Origin of the sequence: Stutzerimonas stutzeri, from assembly GCF_051028275.1 — a bacterium.
In the GTDB taxonomy this organism is placed as follows: domain Bacteria; phylum Pseudomonadota; class Gammaproteobacteria; order Pseudomonadales; family Pseudomonadaceae; genus Stutzerimonas; species Stutzerimonas stutzeri_AS.
In genome coordinates, this window is sequence record NZ_CP069269.1 from 2,845,989 (window position 1) to 2,870,614 (window position 24,626).

General features: G+C 57.2%; 26 protein-coding genes and 1 tRNA gene. 7 read left to right on the plus strand and 20 right to left on the minus strand.

The annotated features are described in order from the left end of the window. Positions 1–19 precede the first annotated feature (19 nt). Positions 20–271, minus strand: a complete 252-nt coding sequence (locus tag JQR87_RS13065) for a sulfurtransferase TusA family protein (RefSeq protein ID WP_407296478.1) — start codon at positions 269–271, stop codon at positions 20–22. Positions 272–377: 106 nt separating this feature from the next. Between JQR87_RS13065 and JQR87_RS13070 the strand changes: the two genes are divergently transcribed. After that, positions 378–1,808: a M48 family metalloprotease gene (locus JQR87_RS13070; protein WP_407296477.1), complete on the plus strand. Its 1,431-nt coding sequence runs from the start codon at positions 378–380 to the stop codon at positions 1,806–1,808. 57 nt (positions 1,809–1,865) lie between these two features. Here JQR87_RS13070 and nadA read toward each other — a convergent pair whose 3' ends face one another. The 16 genes from nadA to aspS form a co-directional block, all read right to left on the minus strand. Next, positions 1,866–2,924 (minus strand): quinolinate synthase NadA, encoded by a 1,059-nt coding sequence (gene nadA, locus JQR87_RS13075; protein ID WP_407296475.1) that lies wholly within the window; start codon positions 2,922–2,924, stop codon positions 1,866–1,868. 239 nt (positions 2,925–3,163) lie between these two features. Then, the gene (locus JQR87_RS13080) at positions 3,164–4,660 is read right to left on the minus strand and encodes an acetyl-CoA hydrolase/transferase family protein (protein ID WP_407296473.1); all 1,497 of its coding nucleotides are present in this window, start codon (positions 4,658–4,660) and stop codon (positions 3,164–3,166) included. Positions 4,661–4,854: 194 nt separating this feature from the next. Further along, a tRNA-Lys gene (locus JQR87_RS13085) sits at positions 4,855–4,930 on the minus strand. Positions 4,931–4,979: 49 nt separating this feature from the next. Continuing rightward, positions 4,980–5,654: a 7-cyano-7-deazaguanine synthase QueC gene (gene queC / locus JQR87_RS13090; RefSeq protein ID WP_407296471.1), complete on the minus strand. Its 675-nt coding sequence runs from the start codon at positions 5,652–5,654 to the stop codon at positions 4,980–4,982. Positions 5,655–5,995: 341 nt separating this feature from the next. Next, a complete protein-coding gene (gene ybgF / locus JQR87_RS13095) occupies positions 5,996–6,817 on the minus strand; it encodes a tol-pal system protein YbgF (RefSeq protein WP_407296468.1) in 822 nt (273 codons plus the stop codon). Between the two features lie 6 nt (positions 6,818–6,823). After that, positions 6,824–7,327 carry a peptidoglycan-associated lipoprotein Pal gene (gene pal / locus JQR87_RS13100; protein ID WP_407296467.1) on the minus strand — a complete coding sequence of 168 codons (504 nt, stop codon included), beginning with the start codon at positions 7,325–7,327 and terminating at the stop codon, positions 6,824–6,826. Between the two features lie 51 nt (positions 7,328–7,378). Continuing rightward, a complete protein-coding gene (gene tolB, locus JQR87_RS13105; protein WP_407296464.1) occupies positions 7,379–8,680 on the minus strand; it encodes a Tol-Pal system beta propeller repeat protein TolB in 1,302 nt (433 codons plus the stop codon). Then, positions 8,677–9,681, minus strand: a complete 1,005-nt coding sequence (gene tolA, locus JQR87_RS13110; RefSeq protein WP_407296461.1) for a cell envelope integrity protein TolA — start codon at positions 9,679–9,681, stop codon at positions 8,677–8,679. The genes tolB and tolA overlap by 4 nt, the downstream gene beginning before the upstream one ends. Then, positions 9,681–10,133 carry a protein TolR gene (tolR, locus tag JQR87_RS13115; protein WP_407296458.1) on the minus strand — a complete coding sequence of 151 codons (453 nt, stop codon included), beginning with the start codon at positions 10,131–10,133 and terminating at the stop codon, positions 9,681–9,683. Before tolR ends, tolA begins: the two co-directional genes overlap by 1 nt. 12 nt (positions 10,134–10,145) lie before the next feature. Next, the gene (gene tolQ, locus JQR87_RS13120; protein WP_407296457.1) at positions 10,146–10,838 is read right to left on the minus strand and encodes a protein TolQ; all 693 of its coding nucleotides are present in this window, start codon (positions 10,836–10,838) and stop codon (positions 10,146–10,148) included. A 2-nt stretch (positions 10,839–10,840) separates the two neighbouring features. Further along, positions 10,841–11,284 carry a tol-pal system-associated acyl-CoA thioesterase gene (ybgC, locus tag JQR87_RS13125; protein WP_407296454.1) on the minus strand — a complete coding sequence of 148 codons (444 nt, stop codon included), beginning with the start codon at positions 11,282–11,284 and terminating at the stop codon, positions 10,841–10,843. Between the two features lie 51 nt (positions 11,285–11,335). After that, a complete protein-coding gene (ruvB, locus tag JQR87_RS13130) occupies positions 11,336–12,388 on the minus strand; it encodes a Holliday junction branch migration DNA helicase RuvB (protein ID WP_407296452.1) in 1,053 nt (350 codons plus the stop codon). Between the two features lie 153 nt (positions 12,389–12,541). Beyond that, positions 12,542–13,147, minus strand: coding sequence for a Holliday junction branch migration protein RuvA (gene ruvA / locus JQR87_RS13135; RefSeq protein ID WP_407296449.1), 606 nt, complete (start codon positions 13,145–13,147; stop codon positions 12,542–12,544). Between the two features lie 81 nt (positions 13,148–13,228). Beyond that, positions 13,229–13,753 (minus strand): crossover junction endodeoxyribonuclease RuvC, encoded by a 525-nt coding sequence (gene ruvC, locus JQR87_RS13140; RefSeq protein WP_407296447.1) that lies wholly within the window; start codon positions 13,751–13,753, stop codon positions 13,229–13,231. Between the two features lie 147 nt (positions 13,754–13,900). Next, positions 13,901–14,647, minus strand: a complete 747-nt coding sequence (locus tag JQR87_RS13145) for a YebC/PmpR family DNA-binding transcriptional regulator (protein ID WP_407296444.1) — start codon at positions 14,645–14,647, stop codon at positions 13,901–13,903. A 77-nt stretch (positions 14,648–14,724) separates the two neighbouring features. Continuing rightward, positions 14,725–16,500 (minus strand): aspartate--tRNA ligase, encoded by a 1,776-nt coding sequence (gene aspS / locus JQR87_RS13150; RefSeq protein ID WP_407297705.1) that lies wholly within the window; start codon positions 16,498–16,500, stop codon positions 14,725–14,727. 368 nt (positions 16,501–16,868) lie between these two features. On the opposite strand from aspS, the gene JQR87_RS13155 reads away from it, so the two are divergent. Together JQR87_RS13155 and JQR87_RS13160 are read left to right on the plus strand one after the other, a co-directional pair. Beyond that, the gene (locus JQR87_RS13155; protein WP_407296442.1) at positions 16,869–17,339 is read left to right on the plus strand and encodes a Dps family protein; all 471 of its coding nucleotides are present in this window, start codon (positions 16,869–16,871) and stop codon (positions 17,337–17,339) included. A 287-nt stretch (positions 17,340–17,626) separates the two neighbouring features. After that, the gene (locus JQR87_RS13160) at positions 17,627–18,259 is read left to right on the plus strand and encodes a cold shock domain-containing protein membrane protein (protein ID WP_407296441.1); all 633 of its coding nucleotides are present in this window, start codon (positions 17,627–17,629) and stop codon (positions 18,257–18,259) included. Between the two features lie 57 nt (positions 18,260–18,316). Here JQR87_RS13160 and JQR87_RS13165 read toward each other — a convergent pair whose 3' ends face one another. Together JQR87_RS13165 and JQR87_RS13170 are read right to left on the minus strand one after the other, a co-directional pair. Then, positions 18,317–18,523: a SlyX family protein gene (locus JQR87_RS13165; protein ID WP_407296437.1), complete on the minus strand. Its 207-nt coding sequence runs from the start codon at positions 18,521–18,523 to the stop codon at positions 18,317–18,319. Continuing rightward, a complete protein-coding gene (locus tag JQR87_RS13170; RefSeq protein WP_407296435.1) occupies positions 18,523–18,951 on the minus strand; it encodes an HIT family protein in 429 nt (142 codons plus the stop codon). The genes JQR87_RS13165 and JQR87_RS13170 overlap by 1 nt, the downstream gene beginning before the upstream one ends. Positions 18,952–19,405: 454 nt before the next feature. Between JQR87_RS13170 and JQR87_RS13175 the strand changes: the two genes are divergently transcribed. From JQR87_RS13175 to JQR87_RS13190, 4 genes are all read left to right on the plus strand, one after another. Continuing rightward, complete coding sequence (locus JQR87_RS13175; RefSeq protein ID WP_407296432.1) at positions 19,406–20,695, plus strand: OprD family porin; 1,290 nt, start codon at positions 19,406–19,408, stop codon at positions 20,693–20,695. Between the two features lie 164 nt (positions 20,696–20,859). Then, positions 20,860–22,575 (plus strand): proline--tRNA ligase, encoded by a 1,716-nt coding sequence (locus tag JQR87_RS13180; RefSeq protein ID WP_407296429.1) that lies wholly within the window; start codon positions 20,860–20,862, stop codon positions 22,573–22,575. Positions 22,576–22,583: 8 nt separating this feature from the next. Next, entirely contained in the window at positions 22,584–23,531 is a 948-nt protein-coding gene (locus JQR87_RS13185; RefSeq protein WP_407296428.1) for a hypothetical protein, read from the plus strand. A gap of 8 nt (positions 23,532–23,539) precedes the next feature. Next, positions 23,540–24,112 (plus strand): transglycosylase SLT domain-containing protein, encoded by a 573-nt coding sequence (locus JQR87_RS13190; protein WP_407296426.1) that lies wholly within the window; start codon positions 23,540–23,542, stop codon positions 24,110–24,112. A gap of 22 nt (positions 24,113–24,134) precedes the next feature. Here the strand turns inward: JQR87_RS13190 and JQR87_RS13195 are convergent, their stop codons facing one another. Continuing rightward, positions 24,135–24,596 carry a TlpA family protein disulfide reductase gene (locus tag JQR87_RS13195; protein ID WP_407296425.1) on the minus strand — a complete coding sequence of 154 codons (462 nt, stop codon included), beginning with the start codon at positions 24,594–24,596 and terminating at the stop codon, positions 24,135–24,137. Positions 24,597–24,626 lie beyond the last annotated feature (30 nt).

Below are 24,626 nucleotides of genomic sequence, written 5' to 3' on the forward strand. Positions count from 1 at the left end.
ATGCTTTCCTTAGCGGCCCTCAGGCCTTGCGCAGCCAGTACTGATAAAGGCCGGCGTCTGATTCTTCATGCAGCAGTGCGTGGCCGGCCAGGTTTGCGAAACTACGAAAATCACGTTGCGAGCCCGGGTCGGTTGCGGTCACTTTAAGCACCTGGCCGCTGGCCAAGCGATTGAGTTCCAATTTGGCCTTGAGCAACGGCATTGGACAGGCCAGCCCGACCGCATCCACTTCAGCGTCGCAGGCCATGCCAGGGGCATCCTGTGGAATCATGTTCATCTCCTAAAAAGGGTTGCAGGATACCGAGGAGCGCCCAACTCTGGCCAGCTACCCAAGCACAAGGCTACAGTAGCGCTCCTGCATTCAAGAGCCAGTCTGGATGAAATTGCTGCGCCCTACCCTGCTGACACTCGCCTGCCTGATAGGGCAGCCGGCGATAGCCAACGATCTTCCGTCACTAGGCGATTCCAGTTCCGGTATCGTATCCCCTGAGCAGGAGCACCAGCTGGGCCGGGCCTGGCTGAGCCTCCTACGCGGACAGGTTCCACAACTTTCCGATCCGCTACTCAAGGATTACCTGGAGCGCAGCGTCTACCGCCTGGCCGAAACCAGCCAGCTGCAGGATCGGCGCCTGGAGTTCGTACTGCTCGATAGCCCCCAGCTGAACGCATTTGCCGCTCCTGGCGGCATTATTGGCGTCAACGGCGGGCTTTTTCTGCATGCCCAGACCGAGGCCGAGTACGCGTCTGTATTGGCGCACGAACTTGCGCATTTGTCACAACGCCATTTCGCCCGAGGGCTGGAGGCTCAGAAACGCATGCAGCTGCCGCTCATGGCAGCGATGCTGGCAGGCGTAGTCGCTGCCGCTGCAGGTGCAGGCGATGCCGGTATTGCGGCGATTGTTTCCACCCAGGCGGCTGCGATTCAATCTCAGCGCAGGTTCTCCCGGCAAAATGAACAAGAAGCCGACCGAATCGGCATCGTCAACCTGGAGCGAGCCGGCTACGATCCCCGCGCCATGCCGGAAATGTTTGGCCGTCTGATGCGTCAGTATCGCTACGACCAGAAGCCACCAGAGTTTCTTCTCACCCACCCGGTTACCGAATCGCGCATAGCTGATACCAAGAACCGGGCTGAGCAGTACTCAAAAACGGGCGTTGAAGACAGCCTGCGCTATCAGCTGATGCGTGCCCGCGTAGACCTGAAGTTCGAGAGTACTCCAGGGCTCAGCGCCAAGCGCTTCCGCGCAATGCTCTCAGATGATCCAGAACTGGACGCGGCGCGCTATGGCCTGGCGCTGGCACATATCAAGAGCGGCCAGCTCGATGAAGCCGCCAACGAACTCAAGCCGTTACTGGCCGAAGATCCCGACAATGCGATCTACAACCTCGCACAGATCGAACTGGATATCACTGCTAATCGACTCACTGCAGCACGCGAGCGCACTGATCAACTGCTCCGGCTCTACCCGGGCAGCTATCCGGTACGACAGGCTCACATCGATCTGTTGATAAAAGAAAACAAGCTTCAGGAGGCCGAGCGTGAGCTGGACGAGCTCGTCCAGGCACGCTCAAAGGACCCAGACATCTGGTATCAGGTCTCCGAGATACGCGGGCTGACCGGCAATATCATCGGGCTCCATCAAGGTCGAGCCGAATATTTTGCGCTGGTAGGCGATTACGATCAGGCGATCGAACAGCTCGATTTCGCCAAGCGCCGCTCTGACAACTTCCAGACGGCCGCCCGGATCGATGCCAGGCAGAAACAGCTGATCGAAGAGAAACGGATGGTCGAGGAAATGTTGCGCTGACATTGACAGAGAAAGGAAACCCCATAACGCAGGCGGATCGCCTGCGTTATCAGCGGATCAAGCGTTTCCTGCCTGCCTGATCCGGGCTGCCTGGGTAAAATCCAACATCCGCTTGAGCGGCTTGACCGCTCGAGGCACTAACGCCGGATCCACGAGAATCTCGTTACCGCCCAAACGCAGACACTCCAGCGTTCGCTCCAGGGTGTTCATGGCCATCCAGGGGCAATGGGCACAACTGCGGCATGCAGCACCGCTTCCCGCGGTTGGCGCTTCGACCAATTGCTTGTCCGGACATAGCTGCTGCATTTTGTAGAAGATGCCGCGGTCGGTGGCTACGATAAACGTCGGGTTCGGCATCGCCTGCGCAGCCTTGATCAGCTGACTGGTGGAACCTACCGCGTCGGCCAGTTCGATCACGGACTCCGGCGATTCTGGATGGACCAGCACAGCGGCGTCGGGATACAGCGCCTTCATATCCTCGAGCTGTTTCGCCTTGAACTCCTCATGAACGATGCAGGCACCGTCCCACAGCAACATGTCGGCGCCCGTCTCGCGCTGCACATAGCTACCGAGATGCTTATCCGGAGCCCAGATGATCTTCTCGCCGTTATCCATCAGGCTTTCGACGATTTCCAGCGCACAACTGGACGTGACGACCCAGTCAGCACGCGCCTTTACCGCAGCCGACGTATTGGCATAGACCACAACGGTGCGCTCTGGATGCTGATCGCAAAACGCGGAAAACTCATCCACAGGGCAACCCAGATCCAACGAGCAGGTCGCATCGAGCGTCGGCATGAGGACCCGCTTTTCCGGGTTCAGGATTTTTGCGGTTTCGCCCATGAACTTGACGCCGGCAACGACTACGGTCTGCGCGGGATGCTCATTGCCGAAGCGGGCCATCTCCAGTGAATCCGAGACACAACCGCCGGTTTCTTCGGCCAACGCCTGGATCACCGGGTCGGTGTAGTAATGCGCAACCAGAACTGCATTCTGCCTTTTCAACTCAGCGGCGATGTCGCTACGCAGCTGAGCCTCCTGATCGGGCGTAAGCGGCGTAGGCTGCTTCGCCGCCAGATGCGCCTGTACAAGGATGCGTTCGGGTATCTGCGTCATGTTCGCTTGTTCCTGCATGCACGGCGGAGCACGGGTCGCCGACTGTAGCCATCGAGGCGGGGATTACGGACGTAGCGAACGGAGAGGTGAAGCGAGGAAGGACCGAGCATTTCACCCCTGCCGTTTCCAAGGGGGCGGAATACTAGCCGAAGCTTTCAGAAAAGTGAAAGCCGATGACGGAACAATAAAAAACCAGCGTCAAACAAAAAGCCCGCCGACTTGCGTCGGCGGGCCATGGATCACTTGCCTTTGAGCATGTGGCCGCGCTCTTCAAGATTGGTGTGCCAATCCATTGCTTCGTGCAGCAGGTGCGGAGTCTGACCACCTTTTTTGCAGGCTGCGTCGAAGTAGGCATTCAGCGCATCGCGGTACGACGGGTGCACGCAGTTGTCGATGATGGCGCGGGCACGTTCGCGTGGCGCCAGACCGCGGAGGTCAGCCAATCCCTGCTCGGTGACCAGGATGCTCACGTCATGCTCGGTATGATCGACATGCGCGACCATTGGCACGACGCTGGAAATGCTGCCACCCTTGGCAATGGATTTGGTGACAAAGATAGCCATGTGTGCGTTACGGGCAAAGTCACCCGAGCCGCCAATGCCGTTCATCATCTTGGTGCCGCCAACATGCGTTGAGTTGACGTTGCCATAGATGTCGAACTCCAGCGCAGTGTTGATGCCGATGATGCCGATACGGCGCACCAGCTCCGGATGGTTGGAGATTTCCTGCGGACGAAGAACCAGCTTGTCCTTGTACTTTTCCAGGTTACCGAATACGCGGTTATTGCAGCGCTCGGACAGGGTAATGGAGCAACCGGAAGCAAAGACCATCTTGCCGGCGTCGATCAGATCGAACGTGGAGTCCTGCAGCACTTCGGAGTACATCACCAGGTTTTCGAATGGTGAGTCGATCAGGCCGCACATAACGGCGTTGGCGATGTTACCGATACCGGCTTGCAGCGGGCCGAGACTGTTGCTCAGGCGGCCTGCATCTACTTCCTTCTTGAAGAAGTGGATCAGGTGGTTGGCGATGGCCTGGGTCTCATCATCCGGCGGTGTGACCGTAGAATAGGAATCTGGCTGATCGGTGATGACGATTGCGGCAATTCGAGCCGGATCAATCGGAATGGCTCCGACGCCAATACGGTCGTCAACTTTCAGCAAGGGGATCGGCTGACGGTTCGGACGCTCACCTGGAATATAGATGTCATGCAGACCTTCCAGGTTGGGATTGTGCGCCATGTTCAGTTCGATGATCACCTTGTCCGCGAAAAGCGCCAGGTTGGCGGAGTTACCCACGGAGGTGGTCGGCACGATATGGCCTTGCTCGGTGATCGCAACGGCCTCGATGATCGCCAGATCAGGCTTCTTGATCTGGTGGTTACGCATTTGCTCGACGGTATGCGACAGGTGCTGGTCGATGAACATCACATCGCCCTGGTTGATCGCCTTGCGCAACGATGCATCAGCCTGGAACGGCATACGGCGAGCCAGCAGACCGGCTTCCGCCATCAGCCCGTCCAGATCATTGCCGAGGCTAGCGCCGGTGATCAGGCTGATTTTCAGCGGACTTTCCTTGGCGCGCTTGACCAGCGCCAGGGGAACAGCCTTGGCTTCACCAGCGCGGGTGAAACCACTCATGCCAACAGTCATACCATCAAGGACATGAGTAGCGGCCTCGTCGGCGCTCATGACCTTGCTATGCAGGGAGGACAAGCGGATGCGATCAGAATACATTTGAGCCTCGAACCACTGGAAATCGGAAAGTAGCAGTCTAGTACGTTTGAACACGCTCGGGTCACATACCAAGGTCGTAGAGGATTCGACCTGTCAGTTGTGCAGCGCCCTCATTCTTATAGCTTTATAAACTGCGGATATGAAAAAGCCGGACGACTCAATGGCCTCCGGCTTTCTGTTCCCCTAGGGGGATATGGTGGGTCGTGTAGGATTCGAACCTACGACCAATTGGTTAAAAGCCAACTGCTCTACCAACTGAGCTAACGACCCAATGCGGAGCGCATGATACTGATTTGATTGATTAATTCAAGTTTTTTTGTCATGCGTAGCGGGTAGGATCGGGAACGCCGGCTTCTTTGAATCCAGCCGAGCGCAGACGGCAGCTGTCGCACTTGCCACATGCTCGGCCATCTTCATCCGCCTGATAACAGGAAACGGTCAATCCGTAGTCGACGCCCAGCCGCACGCCTGCATCGACTATCTCTGCCTTGCTCAAATTCTGCAGTGGCGCGCGTATGGAGAACGCTTTGCCCTCCACTCCAGCCTTGGTGGCTAGATTGGCCAGTTGTTCGAAGGCCTCGATAAAGGCTGGACGGCAATCAGGATAGCCCGAGTAGTCGACCGCGTTGACGCCAATGAAGATATCCCTCGCACCAATCACCTCAGCCCACCCCAGAGCCAAGGAAAGAAACAGCGTGTTGCGCGCCGGTACGTATGTAACAGGTATCCCCTCGCCCTGCTCTTCCGGCACCGCAATACTGGCATCAGTCAGAGCAGAGCCGCCGATTCCATCGAGGCTCATTCCGATGACTTTGTGCTGGACCACGCCCAGCTGTCGAGCCACTTGCGCGGCTGCCTGCAGCTCAGCGCGGTGGCGCTGACCATAGTCGAAACTCATCGTGTAACAGGCGTAGCCTTCGGCCTTGGCCATTGCGGCCACGGTGGCCGAATCGAGCCCACCGGAGAGAAGAATCACTGCTTTCTTATCAGACATCACGGAAACCTGTCAGGGAAATGAGCTGCGCCTTTTCGGCTTATCAGATAGTAGACCGACCGTAAACAGATGCCGGCTGGCATAGCAGGCTTGCGCCCAGCCAAATAGCAACCGTTGCGTCTCGCTGGTGCAGAATGGGTGTCCCGTTGATAGCACTGCAATCCAACAACAGGCTTGAAGCGAAGCGGGCCTGGCACACACCGCCTTGAGAAGGCGGAGAACAACTAGCCGAGCATGACGATCACAGCGAAAGCGCAATCAAGCTGCAGCCAGCCTGTCGCAACCAGACTCTAGCCATTCGAAAGGGATCAGAGCCGGCTCAACAGTTCCGAAGCAACGATTTAGCGATTGAGTTGACGCTGTGCCAACTGAGCAGCAGAGCTGTTCGGGTAGTCGGAAATTACCTGACGAAGAATCCCGTTGGCCTTGTCGCGGTTACCCAAGCGCAGCTCGACATCGGCGAGCTTGTACAGCGAATCGGGCACCTTGTTGTGCTGCGGGTATGCCTGGCTCACCTTGGCGAACGCCTGCCCAGCGCTCTGCAGATCACCCTTGGCGAGATTGACTTCGCCAAGCCAGTATTGGGCGTTACCCGCATAAGGACTGCTCGGGTACTTTCGCAGGAAAGCAGCAAAGGCCTGGCTGGCCTTATCGAAGTCTTTAGCCTTGATAAGGTCAAAAGCAGCATCGTAATAGAGCTTTTCCCTTTCAGGATCAGCCGATTGACTGGGTTGTGGCGCGGAGGCACCGGCCGGGGCCTGCACCGGCCCGCTGGCATCGATGGCGCCAGCGGATGAAGAATTCTGACTCGTCGATCCGGCCGATGAGGCGTCCGACAGGCGACGATCGAGATCTTGGTATCGCTCCAAACCTTCTTGTTTGAGGCGCTGGATCTCATTTTGTTGTACCTCAAGCATGCCGCGCAGTTGCGCGATCTCTTCCTGCATTTGCTGCAATTGCACGAAGAGCATGCCCTGCGCCGAAGACGGAGCTGATGCTCCGCCTCCGACATAGGCACCGCCAGTATCCGACCCTGTAGCGTAACCTGACTCAGCCGAACCACTTTGGGTCTGCGAGTCATATTCCACAACGGGAACCTGAGCTGCCGCAAACAACGGCAGACCAAGCGTAAGAAGCGTCAGAGCATAACGGTGCTTGGACATAGCTTATTACTTACGCAGCTCAACGCGGCGGTTCTGGGCCCAGGACTGCTCGTCGTTGCCCATGGCGACCGGACGCTCTTCACCGTAGGAGACCAGTTCGAGCTGAGCAGGCGAAACGCCCTGCAGAACCAGGTAACGCTGAACTGCCTTGGAACGACGCTCACCCAGAGCCATGTTGTACTCACGGGTACCACGCTCGTCGGTGTGGCCTTCCAGAACAACACGGTTGCCTGCGGACTTCAGATCCTTGGCATGAACGTCCAGCGCGCGCATGGCTTCCGGCTTCAGATCCGAGCTGTCGTATTCGAAGTAGAAAGTGGTAATAGCGCGCAGAGCAGCCTCTTCGCTCATGCTGCCATCAACGGCGCCAGTGTCAGCACCGTAACCAGCGTTGGGATCAACGGCAGTCGAGCCTTCGCCAGAGTCATCGCCGCCCTTGGACGAACAACCAACAGCTACGGCCATAGCCAGAGCTAGCGCAGCGAACTTACCGAATTTCAGCATTTCCATGTGTAACAACCCCAGGTGTGTTTTTGGTTGGTGTGTAGCGTTGATACCGCATCAGTTCAGGTAAGGGGACCACGATGGCTCACGGACTTCGCCTTGAGCAGTAGGAAGCGGGAGCCTAACTCGACCATTGATTGATACGAGCATCAAGACTCCCCGGCCCTGCTGGCGGGTCGCGTAGATTAGCATGGTGCCATTAGGCGCAACAGTGGGCGACTCATCTAAACTCGTATCGGAAAGAATACGAAGATTACCGCGCTCCAGGTCCTGAGCCGCCACCTTGAAATTCGTATAACCCTCTTGCCGATGAATCATGACGAGCGTCTTCTCATCTGCAGAAAGTTTCGGATTGGCGTTGTAGTTACCGACAAAGGTGACGCGCTCGGCGTTGTTGCTGCCGAGCGTCTGCTTGTATATCTGAGGCTTGCCCGCGCGGTCTGAAGTAAAGTAGATGGTCCGCCCATCAGCACCCCAGAATGGCTCCGTGTCGATGGCATAGTGGTTCGTCAGTCGCTGAAGCTGACGCGAACCTAGATCCATCACGTAGATTTCGGGATTGCCATCCTTCGACAGTACGAATGCCAGGCGATTGCCATCCGGTGAGAACGCTGGTGCTCCGTTGAGCCCTTCGAAGTTGGTGATCTGTTCCCGGCGACCGGTATCGATGTGCTGAATGAAGATCCGCGGACGCTTCTGCTCGAACGACACGTAAGCGATACGGCGGCCGTCGGGAGAGTAGCGAGGGGAAAGGATAGGCTCACGCGATTGCAACAAGGTCACCGCTCGAGCACCGTCGTAATCGGAGCGCTGCAGGGTATACCGCGTATTCGCTCCACCAAGACGCTCTACCGTGACGTACAAGAGCCGAGTCGAAAACGCACCCTTGATACCCGTCAGCTTCTCGAACGCCTGATCGGATGCGTAATGCGCCATGTCACGCAGCTGCTCCTGAGAACCACCGACGGTGCCAGTCAGAACCTGTTGCTCAGTAGTTACGTTGTACACCTCGTAATTGATCTGCAACTTGCCGGCCGACGGCACGATGTTGCCAACCATGACGTACTGAGCGCCCAGCGCTTTCCAGTCACGGAAGATGATTTCACTGCCGCGGGTGGGCAGGCTGATCATGTTCTGCTTTGGAATAGGCTGAAAGATTCCAGAATTGCGCATGTCATTGCCGATAATCTCAGCCATGTCTTCTGGCAGTACGGTACCGCCCTGCCAGCCGAACGGAACCACCGCGATAGGGATAGCGCGGTCGGCACCGCTAGTAACGACGATGTTCTTCTCCTGGGCCACGGCAGTGCCCAGCACAAGCAGGAGAAGGACGATGAAACCTCGAAGGTAGTTGATCACAACGCTAGATCCTCAGGCGTGAATGTCATCGTAAACGAGCGATACGGCTGAAATTCCGCAGCAGAGAGCCCCTGCATTTCGGTCAGCCGCCCAATATTTTTAACCGCTGCCACAGCTGAACTGTCGAACGGTGCATCCCCACTGGAGCGAGTAACAGTCGCGGCGGTAACAGTGCCGTCCGGCAGCATGTTCACTCGTAGCGTAACCGACATGTTATTTCGCGCCGATGGCGGACGAGCCCAGTTTTCCGCAGCACGCATCCGAATAAGGTCATCGAAATTGCCCGAAGTCTGATCACCTACAGTGTCGGCCAAGGCCTGCTGCCGCTCGGTATCGTCGGAGAGCAGTTCGGCGAGTGCCTGGGCTTTCTTATCCTCTGCCGCCTTACGAGCAGCCTCGGCTGCTGCCTTTTTCTTAGCCTGCTCCGCTGCTTTTTTCTTTGCTGCCTCAGCCGCTGCTTTTTTCTTTGCGTCTTCAGCAGCTTTCTTTTTCGCCGCCTCGTCCGCTGCTTTCTTCTTTGCTTCCTCGGCCGCTTTTTTCTTCTGCGCTTCCTCAGCCGCTTTCTTTTTGGCAATTTCCGCCTGGCGCTGCTGCTCGGCTTTCTTCGCCTCTTCGGCTTTCTTAGCTTCAGCTGCCTTCTTCGCGGCATCGGCCTTTGCCACCTCGGCCTTTCGAGCCTCGTCCGCCTTTTTTTGTTCCGCAGCTTTCGCCGCCGCCTGCTTCTGCTGCTCTACCTTACGCTGTTCCAGCTGCTCAGCTTCATACTGCTTCGCAGCGGTTTTTTGGGCTTCGCCAGCAATCTTCTGGTTGGTCTGTACCTTAGCCTGGCTTTGCGACTTGAGCTGATACAGCGTGGCTTGAACGATAGGCTTGGACGGAGGCAGCTCGGGCGTCATGGCGAAGCTGACAAACAACATGCCGAATATAAGGACGTGCAGACCCACGGCCAGGATGGTTGGCCAGTAGAGACTGTTAGAGCGCGAACGATCCGGCTGTTGCATCAAGGCGCCTCGGTGATCAAGCCGACGTTACCAACACCCGCTTCCTGCAAACCGCCCATCGCAGCCATTACCGAACCATAGTCCACAGCCTTATCGCCACGCACAAACACTTGGACCTGCTTACCCTGGCTGCGGTTCTGGTTCATGATGGCTGACACCGCCCTGGTCATTTCTTCGAGCGTCAGCGCCTTGTCCTGAACCGTATCGGTGTCGACCTCACTGCCAATATTCCAGTAGTAGGATTTGTCGGCCTTGATCGAAATCGTCAGCACGCGGGCATCGTTATCTTGAGGCAGCGCTTCACTGCTCACCTTCGGCAGGTCAACCTTAACACCCTGATTGAGCATCGGCGCTGTCACCATGAAGATGACCAGCAGCACCAGCATCACATCGATGTACGGCACCACGTTCATCTCGGCGACGGGTTTGCGTCTGTTGCGAATTCTTGCCATGGCCAGCGGGCCTCAATCTTCGGAGGTGTGAACTTTGCGATGGAGAATCGCCTGGAACTCGTCGGCAAAGGTGTAGTAACGGCCGATGAGCATCTCACCTCGCGCCGCGAAGCGGTTATAGGCGATGACTGCTGGAATCGCAGCGAAAAGACCGATCGCTGTGGCAATCAGCGCTTCGGCGATACCTGGCGCAACGGTAGCCAGAGTGGCCTGCTGAACCTGGGCCAGTCCTCGGAATGAATTCATGATGCCCCACACCGTACCGAACAGCCCGATGTAGGGGCTGGTAGAGCCAACAGTCGCCAGGAACGGCAGCCCCTGCTCAAGCTTCTCTTCCTCGCGAGAGATGGCAACCCGCATAGCGCGATTCACGCCGTCCATCACCGCATCCGGATCGACCCCCTGCTGTTGGCGCAGGCGGGAGAACTCCTTGAAGCCTGCACGGAAGATCTGCTCAACACCAGAGTCGGGATCAGGATTGGTTCCGGCTTGACGATAGAGCTTGGATAGATCGATGCCCGACCAGAAACGCTCTTCAAACGCCTCCAATGAACGCTTGGCGGCCCGGATCATATTGCCGCGCTGAAAAATCAAGATCCATGAAGCCACCGAGGCGCCTACCAGGCTCAACATAACCAGCTGGACCACAAAGCTGGCATTGCTGATCAGGCTCCACATGGACATATGATCGACGTTGGCTTCCACGCTTACTCTCCTGCTGGGGATAGACCCGACCCGGTAAAAGCTGCGCGCAGCCGCTCCGGAATGGGACGGGGTTTCAAACTCTCGGTGCGCACACAGGCCACCACGAACTGCCCTTCACAGAGCAGCACATCATCATCAGCTCGACGCACCTGCTGCTTAAAACGCAGGCTCGCTTTCTTTACCTCCGTCACCTCTGCCGTGACCAAAAGCTCGTCGTCCAGACGCGCCGGAGCGTGGTAGCGCGCCTCGCTGGAATGCACGACAAAAAGCAGGTCTTCACCTGTCAGCTGCGACTGGGCAAAACCCAGACGGCGCAGCCGCTCGGTACGGGCCCGCTCCATGAACTTCAGGTAATTGACGTAGTAAACGATGCCACCAGCATCGGTATCTTCGTAGTAAACGCGACAACGATGGGAGAACGGTTGAGCTTGTGATTCCGCGCGCATACTAGTGCTAGGCCTTGCAATTGCCAATTGGGTAGAACAAAGAAATTTTTGTCACTCTGTAACGCCGCTGAAGAGGTCGGGAGTGGGCGTGTCGCCCAAACGTTTTGGCAGGTTCAAACCGAAATGCAGGTAGGCGTGACGCGTAACTACACGCCCCCTTGGGGTACGCATGATGTAACCCTGTTGGATCAGATAGGGCTCAAGCACATCCTCGATGGTATGGCGTTCTTCGCTGATGGCCGCGGCAAGACTGTCTATTCCAACCGGACCGCCGTCAAACTTCTCTATCAGCGTCAAAAGCAGCCTGCGATCCTGATGATCCAGGCCTCGTTCATCGACGTCGAGCATGTTTAACGCGAGGTCCGCTGTACCCCGACTGATCTCTCCGTTGCCTCGCACCTCGGCAAAATCACGCACCCGACGGAGCAGGCGGTTGGCGATACGCGGCGTACCACGAGCTCGACGTGCAATTTCCACAGCCCCCTCCACTTCTATGGGTAAACCGAGGATTCCAGCGGATCGAGTCACGATCGTCGCCAGGTCAGCTGTGGAATAGAATTCGAGGCGCTGCACGATGCCGAAGCGGTCTCTCAGCGGGTTGGTCAGCATGCCGGCCCGTGTCGTCGCGCCAACCAGGGTGAAAGGTGGCAAATCGAGTTTGATCGAACGCGCAGCAGGGCCCTCTCCGATCATGATATCGAGCTGAAAATCCTCCATCGCCGGATAGAGAACCTCCTCAACGATCGGTGACAATCGATGAATCTCATCGACGAACAGCACATCGCCTTCTTCCAGATTGGTCAGCAGCGCTGCAAGATCACCCGGTCGCTCAAGCACCGGGCCGGAGGTGCTTTTGATCGAGACGCTCATTTCCTGAGCGATGATGTTCGCCAACGTGGTCTTCCCCAGGCCGGGGGGACCGAAGATCAGCGTGTGGTCCAGCGATTCTTTGCGTCCTCGTGCCGCACGGATGAATAGATCCATCTGCTCGCGCACGACCGGCTGGCCAATATACTCTGCGAGACTCAGCGGACGGATGGCACGATCGAACTGCTCTTCGCGATCACGGCCGGTGGCGGTTATCAGACGATCAGCTTCAATCATCGCCGCTCACCTTTGCCAACCGTTGCGCCAAATACGAAACAAAAGAACTGCGGCGCTAGGGGTAACCCTGGCAATGCAGTGCAGACGCGGATAACAAACGGACAGTGAAATACCAGCGTGGCGAACGCAGCCGAGAGCATTCTGGAAGCCACGCTACACCATCCCCTTCAGAGCACGGCGGATCAGATCTTCACTACTCAAATCGTCTTCCTGTACAGCGGCTACGGCTCGGCTCGCCTCTTGCGGCTTGAAGCCAAGGGAGATCAGCGCGCTAACCGCATCACTCTCGGCGCTTGAGACTGCCACAGTCCCACGGGGTTCCACCACCAGCGTAGCGATGGACGGCATGGTTTCCCAGGCTTTGAAGCGATCTTTCAACTCGACCAGGAGCCGCTCAGCAGTCTTCTTGCCGACCCCAGGAATCTTTACCAGTACCGAGGTATCCTGGGCCTGGACACAGCGCACCAGCTCATCGACTTCAAGACCTGACATGAGCGCAAGGGCAAGCTTGGGCCCCACCCCGTTCAGGCGGATCAACTCACGAAATAACTCGCGGTCGCGCTTTTCAGCAAACCCATAAAGCAGGTGCGCGTCTTCACGCACCACCAGATGAGTATGAAGGGTAACCGGCTCGCCCACCGAAGGCAGGCGATACAGAGTGGTCATCGGCACTTCAATCTCATAGCCGACACCGTTGACATCAAGAACCAGATGAGGCGGCTGTTTCTCCGCCAGATTGCCGCGCAAGCGTCCAATCACTTTGATACGTCCTCATTCGATCGATCTACAACCAATCGGATTGCTCAAACCTGCCTTCGGGCATGACGCCGAAAAGATCGACTACAGCCGAAGGCGTCCACCTCTTCGCTTAGCGCCAGCAAGGCCGTGCGGTATCAGACTCTGACGGTGATGTGCATGGCACAAGGCAATAGCCAGCGCATCCGATGCATCGATTTGCGGTTTCTGTGTCAGCTTCAACAGGTGCATCACCATCATCTGCACTTGCTGCTTATCTGCCCCGCCCGTTCCAGCGATCGCCTGCTTGACCTGCGTTGCGGTGTACTCGGCTATCTCGAGGCCCTGTTCGGCGGCGGCCACGATTGCTGCCCCGCGAGCCTGTCCAAGCTTCAAAGCGGAATCGGCGTTGCGCGCCATGAACACTTGCTCGATGCCCATGGTCACGGGTTCATGCAGACGGATCACCTCACTGACGCCACAAAAAACCGCTTGCAAGCGCGCCGAAAGCTCTCCGCTACCGGTGCGAATGCAGCCCGACGCTACATATTCGCAGTTACGACCGTTATCCCGTACCACTCCGTAGCCGGTGATTCGTGAGCCCGGGTCTATGCCCAGAATAAGCGTCATGCAGCCGCCATACTGTCTATTTATCCAGCCGCTAGTATAGAGACGACGCTTCACGCCGACCAGCGACATAACGAGACGTCAAGCGCGCTACCAATAAAAAACCGGAAGCACGTTCGTGACTTCCGGCTCTTTGTTCAAAACAACGGATCAGTCCAGTCGCTCCATGATTTCATCCGGAATATCGGCGTTGTGGTAGACGTTCTGCACGTCATCGAGATCTTCCAGTGCATCGATCAGGCGCAGCACTTTCTGCGCAGTCTCGAGATCATCGAGCGGCGCGGCGATTGACGGAATCATCGCGATATCCGCCTCATCACCTTTGAAACCAGCCGCACCCAGCGCCTCGTTCACAGCGTGAAAATCCGTAAAGCTGGTAGACACCAGAGCCGAGCCATCCTCGCCCATTTCGACATCGTCGGCCCCGGCTTCCAGCGCCGCTTCCATTAATGCGTCCTCATCTACACCTGCAGCAAAGCTGATCTGCCCCTTGCGATCGAACATATAGGCGACCGAGCCATCCGTACCAAGGTTGCCGCCATGCTTACTAAAGGCATGACGCACCTCTGCGGCCGTACGGTTACGGTTATCCGTCATGGCCTCAACAATGATGGCAACGCCGCTAGGCGCGTAACCTTCATAGGTCAATTCAACGACATTGTCGGCCTCGTTATTGCCGGCGCCGCGGGCAATGGCACGGTCAATTACGTCGCGAGACATGTTCGCAACCAGTGCTTTATCGACTGCTAGGCGCAGACGCGGATTGTCCGCAGGAATAGGCCCGCTCTTCGCTGCAACGGTCAGCTCGCGAATGAGCTTGGTGAAAATCTTGCCACGCTTGGCGTCCTGACGCCCCTTGCGGTGCTTGATGTTGGCCCATTTGGAATGACCAGCCATTAACTGCCTCCCTTTCCGATCAACTTTTTTCGTCTTGCTGAAACCAAGAGCCCAGGTTTCCCTGGGCTCCAGTGCCGTCATTCGGCTTTCGGCTGCTCACGCAGACGGATATGCAACTCACGCAACGCCTTGCCATCCACCGCACCGGGTGCCTGGGTCATGACGTCCGCAGCACTCTGGGTTTTAGGGAACGCAATCACTTCACGTATCGATTGAGCACCAGTCATCAGCATCACCAGGCGATCGAGACCGAACGCCAGCCCGCCGTGGGGCGGCGCACCGAACTTGAGCGCATCGAGCAGGAAGCCGAACTTCTCGTCTTGTTCCGCCTCGTCGATACCCAAGATACGGAACACAGTCTGCTGCATCTCCTTACGATGGATACGAATCGAGCCGCCACCCAACTCAGTGCCGTTGAGGACCATGTCATAGGCACGCGACAGCGCACCCGCCGGGTTGGCTTCAAGCTCCCGCGGTGTGCATTTCGGCGCAGTGAAAGGATGGTGCAGTGCACTGAGCGAGCCGTCGTCGTTCTCCTCGAACATCGGGAAGTCGACGACCCACATCGGCGCCCACTCACAGGTCAGAAGCTTCAGATCGTGGCCAAGCTTGATGCGCAATGCACCCAGCGCCTCCGATACGATCTTGGTCTTGTCGGCGCCAAAGAAGACGATGTCTCCGTCGACAGCGCCAACGCGATCGAGGATCACGTTGAGCTTGTCTTCCGGAATGTTCTTCACGATTGGAGACTGAAGCCCTTCGACGCCTTTGGCACGCTCGTTAACCTTGATGTACGCCAGACCCTTGGCACCGTAGATCCCGACAAATTTGGTGTAGTCATCGATCTGCTTGCGCGGCATGCTGGCCCCGCCAGGAACGCGCAGTGCGGCGACGCGGCACTTAGGGTCGTTCGCTGGCCCGCTGAACACCTTGAACTCAACCTGCTGCAACTGATCGGCAACGTCCACCAATTCCAGCGGAATACGCAGGTCCGGCTTGTCAGAGCCATACCGGCGCATGGCTTCTTCGAACGGCATGTGGGGAAACTCACCGAACTCGACGCCCAGCACTTCCTTGAACAGCTTACGCACCATACCTTCCGTGATTCCGATAATGTCGGACTCTTCAAGGAAGCTGGTTTCGATGTCGATCTGGGTGAATTCCGGCTGACGATCAGCGCGAAGGTCTTCATCGCGGAAGCATTTGGCGATCTGGTAGTAACGGTCAAACCCCGCAACCATCAGCAGCTGCTTGAAGAGCTGAGGCGACTGGGGCAGCGCGAAGAAGTTACCGGCATGGGTACGACTCGGCACCAGATAATCACGCGCACCCTCAGGGGTCGGGCGCCCCAGAATGGGCGTCTCAACATCAAGGAAGCCATTCTCGTCAAGATAGCGGCGGATGCTGGCAGTGATTCTCGAGCGCAGCTTGAGCTTCTCGGCCATCTCGGGACGACGCAAGTCGATGAAGCGATAGCGCAAGCGAGTTTCCTCGCCCACATCGCTGTATTCATTGAGGGGGAAAGGCGGGGTTTCTGCCTCGTTAAGCACTTCGAGCTCATAACCCAGCACTTCGATAGCGCCAGACGCCATGTTCGGATTGACCGCACCAGCCGGGCGCAAGCGCACCTTGCCGGTGATCTTGATTACGTACTCGCTGCGCACCTTATCTGCAGCGGCAAAGGTTTCGGCGCGATCAGGATCGAACACGACCTGAGCCAGCCCTTCGCGGTCACGCACGTCGAGGAAGATGACCCCGCCATGGTCACGGCGACGGTGAACCCAGCCGCAAAGAGTGATTTCCTGGCCGTCCAGGCTTTCGTTCAACTGGCCGCAATAGTGGCTGCGCATCATGGTGAGGTTCGCTTCTCGCATCTTGGATTCGTTGGGTCGCTCGGCTCGCGACTGTGCAGACGGGTGGCGCCCCGCCCTGAATATCACTTGTCGGCTCAGGACAATCAAGCGCAAGCAAGAACAGCGCAGCGCTCGTTGTTAACGGCCAAACCAGGCCGCCCGACACAAGCGCGGGATTATATCCGGATAATCACTTCAACGCAGCCGGCTGGCGATAGCCCAACACAATCTCCGCAATAGCAACTGCGGTTGAACCGACGCCGGGTCCTTACCTCCAAACCAACATATCGAAGATGAAAGCGAACCGCTTCACCGTGGGCACTGATTTCTGGCATAACTATCAACTGAACCATCAAACGGGAGACATTATGGAAATCGACATTGGTATTGCCGAACAGGATCGCGCTGCTATCGCGGACGGCTTGTCCCGCCTGCTGGCCGACACCTACACCCTGTATCTGAAGACTCATAACTTCCACTGGAATGTGACAGGGCCGATGTTCAACACGCTGCACACCATGTTCGAGACTCAGTACACCGAACTGGCCGTTGCGGTGGATGACATCGCCGAGCGCATTCGCGCACTGGGCTTCCCGGCACCAGGCACTTACGCCCAGTATTCGAAGCTCTCGTCGATCAAGGAGCAAGAGGGCATTCCTGCTGCCGAAGACATGATCAAACTCTTGGTTGAAGGCCAGGAAGCCGTGGTCCGTACCGCGCGCGGAATCTTCCCACTGCTTGAAAAAGTCAGCGATGAGCCAACAGCCGACCTTTTGACCCAACGCATGCAAATCCATGAGAAGACCGCCTGGATGCTGCGCAGCCTGCTGGCGGCCTAACGAAGGCACCACAGCGTCCTGTTGAAACGGATAGCCGCGCGTGCGGCTATCCAATCACTTTTCGAAGCAAACCATCAGTCGCGCAATTCGACCGATTGACGAAACCTGCACCCATCTTTCTGCCTCAGCAGCGGTAATTTGAGCGACGCCGCGCTTTACTGTTAAATTCGCGCGCGCCGCAGGCTGGGCACCATCAATCATGAGCGATCGGTTCGCGCACGTTCAGCTTCTCATTTGCCCTGAGGCCTGCCGCATTCTGTCGTGCTATTTAACTGTGAGTCATAAGAATGCTTAAGATCCTTCACGTATTAACGGGTATCGCTGCCCTGCTCCTGTCTTTCATCCCCAGCCTAACCGGCGCAATGCCTTTTTTATTGCATCCTGCAGCCCTGTGTCTGATGTTTCTCGGCTTGCTGAACCTGCAATTTGCGGCGTCTGCTTCACTGGACGTTAACGGTGCTCGTCGGCCTATTCTGCTGGGCGCATCCGTCCTGTTGCTTGCCGCAGCTGCGATTCAAGCTGCAATCGTGCTGGTTCCAATCATCATGCTCGCAGGCCAACCGGCAACCTTGGCCAGCCTCCTGCTCGCTTTCATCTCCGTATTGCTACAGCTCGCGACGATCCAAACCAAAGGCGCACGTCGAACCAACCGACCCGCTCGCCCCACCGCCATGACTCGCAACAGCCAATCCAGCCAGGCTTCGGCCACTGGGGCTGGTCGCGAAACGGGCACGGTCAAATGGTTCAACACTTCAAAAGGCTTTGGCTTTATCTCGCGTGACAGTGGTGACGATGTGTTCGTCCATTTCAGGGCAATCCGTGGCGAAGGCCACCGGGTACTTGTCGAAGGTCAACGCGTCGAGTTCACGATAATGATGCGTGATAAGGGTCTTCAAGCCGAAGACGTTGTAGCGAGCTAGGCCAACAATTATTCAGGCAGGACCCGAACGGGCCTGCCTGCTTTCCGCAGCAACGATTTAATAATGCGGCGGAGGCGCTTCGTCTTCATCCCCGCCGATTCTGCTCTGCATCTCTTCCTGCCGCCTGGCCAGTAACCCCAGTTGCGCTTGCAGCTTGTCTACCGTGCGCTGCTGGGCGATCAGCACATCATTAAGTGTCTGAATGGTATCGTCCTGAAACGCCAGGCGCGATTCCAGCTCGGCGATGCGTTGCTCCAATTCCATCAGGCTTTCTCCATAAATCTGAAGCCGTCGGTTAGCACAAGTTTCAACTTCTGACGAAGGATTTGCAGTTGCACCTCGCTGTAGGGCTCAGCCGGCTTACAGCCCCAAACCGGAGCCGGCCAGGCGACATCGTCCCGCCGCCTTCCAATGACATGGACATGCAGCTGACTCACCACGTTACCCAGCGTGGCGACGTTCATCTTGTCTGCACCAAAGGTGTCTTTGACGATTTCGGCTAGCGCCGTCACCTCGCGCCATAACAGTTGCTGGTCTGCCGCATCCAGCTGAAAGAGCTCACTGACCTCTTCACGACGAGGCACGAGGATGAACCATGGGTAATTCGCATCATTCATCAAGAGCAGCCGACATAGCGAAAAGTCGCCCAGCACCAAGGTATCTTGGTCCAAGCGTGCATCCAGAGCGAACATAACAACCTCCGATACCATTCATAAGCTCGAAGCGGCAGGAAGCCACTCAATCACTTAGAAAGCATATCCCACTACCTCAACCGCAACAGCAGGCGCACCAACTTCACACATGGAGAGACCGACCTGGCACAGCCTTGGCGCACAGGCAGCTCACGTGACGGCAAGAATCACTAGGAAAGAGGGTCGATTCGTTGTTTGTGCACAGTTATTGCTTGAGACCCAAAAGCCGCACAAACGGGGGGAGGAAAATCATAAATAGCTGAGTTAAGCTTGCCGGCGCTAGTTTACCCAGCTACACAGTAATTCTCGGAAATACTTTCCTAGGCTTGCTGCAGGTTTACGACCAGCTAGGCAGACATGGATTGAATTGCGCTTGAGAACCGAAAATAAAGATGCCTCTTTCCGGCGCACGCAGGAAAGCAAGCACCAATTTAAACCAAAGGAGCAACTACGCATGAAAGTGATGAGGAAGTTGAGCGTTATCGCTATGGCCGTTGCGGCCGGCACGTCGCAAATGGCGATGGCGTCCAGCCAGTCGGAATCGGAAGGATTTGTTGAAGGTAGCAGCCTGACGATCCTGAACCGTAACCTGTACATGAACCGCGATTTCCGTGATAACGGCGCCGGTGGAACTCCAGCCGCTAACGGCCAGAGCTACCGCGAAGCATGGGGCCATGGCTTCATCGGCACCTTCGAGTCCGGCTTTACCCAAGGCACTATAGGTGTGGGTGTCGATGCAATCGGCCTGCTAGGCGTTAAGCTCGACAGCGGTACTGATCGCGCCTGGCCCGATGTGTTCCCACGCGACAGCGAGGGCCGTCCGCACGACGATTATTCCCACGCCGGAGCCGCCATCAAATTCCGCGCATCGGACACGGTCCTCAAGTACGGCACGCAATTCGTCGCGTTGCCGATCTTCTCTACAGATGATGCTCGACTGCTGCCAGAGACCGCACGTGGCACCTTGCTCACTAGCAGCGAAATCGAAGGTCTTGAGCTGAACGCGGGTCGCTTCACCGCGCTGAGCGAAAAGTCCCAGTCAGACCACGACTCAGCTGGCCTGGACGAAATCAACTTTGTCGGCGGTACCTACGCATTCAGCGATAGCCTGAGCACGTCGCTGTACTACTCCGACCTGAAGGACGCCTTCAAGAAGTATTACGGCAACGCCAACTACAACATGGCCATCGGCGGCGAACAGTCGCTGGCCTTTGATTTCAATATCTACCAGAGTGAGTACGAGTCGGAATACGTAGGTACAACTAGCGACGAAGACAACACCATTTGGAGTCTCGCTGGCACCTACGCCTTTGATGCGCACAAGCTCACTCTTGCATATCAACAATCTCACGGGGGTGTAGGCGGTGTAGGCTACATCTATGGTGATGATGGCGGCGGCACCGTCTGGCTGGCCAACTCGGTTCAATACTCCGACTTCAATGGTGAAGACGAGAAGTCCTGGCAGGCCCGTTACGATCTGGACATGGCGACCTATGGCGTACCTGGTCTGAGCTTCATGACTCGTTACGTACAGGGCTGGGATATCAGCACTCCCACTGGCGAAGGTAAGGAGCGCGAGTGGGACGTAGAAGCCAAGTATGTTGTCCAGGAAGGCGCGGCGAAGGATCTTTCGCTCCGTGTCCGTCACGCCAAGTACTGGTCGAACTCCGACTACGCACCGATCAACGGCACTGACCTGACCGACCTGCGCCTGATCATCGAGTACCCGCTGAGCATCCTGTAATACAGGCCTATCAGCTGTACTCGAGCTAAAAAAGAAGCCCGGCCCCGCGCCGGGCTTCTTCATTTCCATAGCCGCGTGCTATCGGAACGATTCTGTACGCCGGAGTGCCGCCACCGTACAATGCCGAGCTAAATTCTCCGCTCTGCAAGGACACAACGGCCCACATGCGCACCAGTCAGTTCCTGCTCTCGACGCTCAAAGAAACGCCTTCCGATGCGGTTGTCATCAGCCACCAGCTGATGCTGCGTGCCGGCATGATTCGCAAACTGGCTTCCGGACTGTACACCTGGATGCCGATGGGGTTACGCGCATTGCGCAAGGCCGAAGCCATTGTTCGAGACGAGATGAACAAGGCCGGCGCGCTGGAAGTATTGATGCCAGCAATTCAACCTGCCGAGCTGTGGCAAGAGTCTGGACGCTGGGAGCAATATGGCCCGGAACTGCTGCGCCTGAAAGACCGCCATGACCGAGATTTCTGTGTTGGCCCGACGCACGAAGAAGTCATCACCGATCTGGCGCGCAATGAGCTGAACAGCTACAAGCAACTGCCAATCAATTTTTACCAGATCCAGACCAAGTTCCGTGATGAAATTCGCCCACGCTTCGGCCTGATGCGCGGTCGCGAGTTCACAATGAAGGACGCTTACTCATTTCATCTGGATCAGGAATCTCTTCAGCAGACGTATGACCGTATGCATCAGGCGTACTGCAACATCTTTACCCGTCTGGGGCTGAACTTCCGTCCAGTTCAGGCCGATACCGGGTCCATTGGCGGCACCGGCTCACACGAATTCCATGTGCTCGCCGAGTCCGGTGAGGACGATATCGCGTTCAGTGACAGCTCCGACTACGCAGCGAACATCGAGAAAGCTGAGGCCATTCCGCGTGAAACCGAGCGCGCAGCCGCCAGCGAAGAGCTGCGACTGGTCGATACTCCGGACTGCAAGACGATTGCCGCTCTGGTCGAGCAGTTCCAGCTACCGATCGAGAAAACCATCAAGACGCTGGTCGTACGTGGCGCGGAAGAGGGTCAGCTGGTTGCGCTGGTCGTACGAGGCGATCATGAGCTGAATGAAATCAAGGCGGCAAACCTGGCTCAGGTCGAAAGCCCTCTGGTATTCGCTACAGAAGCTGAAATCCGTACAGCTATTGGGGCCGGCCCCGGCTCCCTGGGCCCGATGAATTTGCCTATCAGCTGCGTGATAGATCGTTCGGTTGCGCTGATGTCCGATTTCGTTGCAGGCGCCAACCAGGAAGACAAGCATTACTTTGGAGTCAACTGGGAGCGCGACCTACCGCTACCGGAAGTGGCAGACCTGCGCAACGTTGTCGCCGGTGATCCGAGCCCTGACGGGCACGGAACGTTAATCATCAAGCGGGGCATAGAAGTCGGCCACATCTTCCAGCTGGGCACCAAGTACAGCCAGGCGATGAACTGCAGCGTAATGGGTGAGAACGGTAAGCCCGTCGTTCTGACAATGGGCTGCTATGGCATCGGTGTGTCTCGTGTCGTCGCGGCTGCGATCGAGCAGAACTACGATGATCGGGGCATCCTCTGGCCGGAAGCGCTTGCACCCTTCCAGGTAGCGCTGGTCCCGATGAAGTACGAGAATGAGGCCGTCCGCGAAGCAACCGACAAGCTGTACGCGGAGCTTACTGCTGCCGGGTACGACGTTCTTCTCGACGACCGTGACAAAAAGACCAGTCCAGGCGTCAAATTTGCCGATATGGAGTTGGTCGGGATACCCCATCGCATCGTAGTGGGCGACCGCGGTCTTACCGAAGGCACGCTGGAATACAAGCATCGCCGTGATGCCGAAAGCCAGGCCGTCCCTGCTGCCGACATCCTTGAATTCATCAATTCCCGCGCCAGTCGCTGACGGAAAACATGCACAACCGAAGTGTTATGACCTGCGCCATGCTTTGCATGGCGCTTTTTATGAGTGGCTGCGCCAATCAGCTGCCTCAACGCAGCGAACAGGAAGCCCGTACCGAACGCAAATTGCTCGACCACAGCTTGCGCATTGAACTGGGCGCACCTTTGCTCGAGCTTCCCCAGCGGCGCATCCGCGTACTCGATCAGAAGACCTTCGAAGTCACCGACTTCGAGGTGACGCGCCTCTATGACCGCTATACACCCTATCAGCCCTGGCGAGAGCTTTATGAGATCCCGCTGGGCGCTGTAGCAGTGGTGGCGGGTATCGGCGCCAATGTACTCAATGTAGTACTGCTCGGTAATGTGCCCGAAAGCGCCACCCGCGACTGGATCAGCTACGGTTTTGCTGGTCTCAATCCGTTCGTCAATGTGGAGTCGAACGGACGTTCGCAGCAGAACCTTGCCAGCATCAACGAACAGCGACGCGACACCCGCCTCGAGTACTCCAGCCTCCCCTGGGCAGAGAGCCCGGTCCAGGTCGTTGCGGCCAACGATACTCATGAACTGCGTACCGACCGCAACGGCGTACTTCGCCTGAATCTGCTTGATGGACCGTTCGCAGGGCAGGATATCAGCCAGGTCGGCAATCTTCAGCTGCACGTCGAAGACCCGCAAGACGGCACCCGAGCGGACGCCACGCTTCTTGTCAGCCGCACGCTACGTGGCAAGCTGCTCGAAGCGCATGATCTGATCTTCAACGACCTGGAGGGCGACGACGTCAATCAATGGGTCCATCGCGTCAAGCGACTCTCAGAGCTTGGCCTCGAGGAAGAAGCCAGCGAGCTTGAACAAAGCCTGATCGAACTGACTCGCAACGATCCGGATTTGCAGCAGGAGTTTCTCAAGACCTTGATGCAGGATGCTGGTCGCCAGGCGCATGACGCTGGCGAAGCGGATTAGGCAGCAGTATGAAGACGCCTTACTGGCTATGGCTATTGATGATCGTGGCCGCCTGGCCAGTCTCTGCCACTGTTCGCCAGGCACCGGAGCCGGAGTTGCGCGCCCTGATGCAACGCACTGTGGAAGAGGCCGGGAGCTTTCAGGATCGCTTCGATGCTGAGGTCTGGCTGCTCGATATGTCGACACGGCTCAAACGCTACGTTCCCGACCTGCAGGAACGGCTGACGTTACTGCGGCTGGTCCACCAGGAGGCCAGCAAAGCGGGGCTCAAGCCGGACATGGTGCTGGCCCTGATCCATGCGGAGAGTCACTTCGACCGTTTCGCCATCTCGAGCGTTGGCGCACAAGGCATGATGCAGGTGATGCCTTTCTGGAAAGCCGAACTAGGGCGACCGCAAGACAATCTGACCGATAACGCCACCAATCTCCGCTACGGCTGCACTATTCTCAGCTACTACCTGAAAAAGGAAAACGGGGACATTAATCGAGCACTGGCGCGCTACAACGGCAGTCTCGGCAAACCTCACTACCCGGCCAAAGTGATCGGTTTCTGGCAGGATTTCTGGTACGTAAAGCCGTGACGCCGCGTAGAGCCTAGTGCCACTAACCCTCGCCTCTTAGCTTATCCAACCGAGCCAGCAACCCCTCCGCGGTCTGCTCACCAACCAGACTATCGCGGACCTGACCAGTTGCGTCCACGATATAGGTCACAGGCAGCACCGCGCTGCGCGGCAGCCCCAGGCGCTCCGCCGGATCGACGCTAAGCACTTTGAAATTGATATTCAATTGATTAGCCGCAGCGAGCAGCTCTTCTCCCTGAACCCCGTCAAAGTTCACACCCAGCACCGTGACATCGGTGCGCGCCTGGTCCAGTTCGTTCAGCTCCGGAATTTCGGTACGACAAGGGCCGCACCATTCAGCCCAGTAATTGATTAGCAACCACTGCCCGTCGAGCTGCTGCGCCGTGACAGTCGCGCCATGCTGGTCGGTCCCCCAATCATCACCACAGCCCGCCAACAGTAGGCTGATTGCCAACCCGAACAAACCCGCACGTTTTACGTTCATGCTCTGTTTCCTTGCGGTATTGCGTAGTAG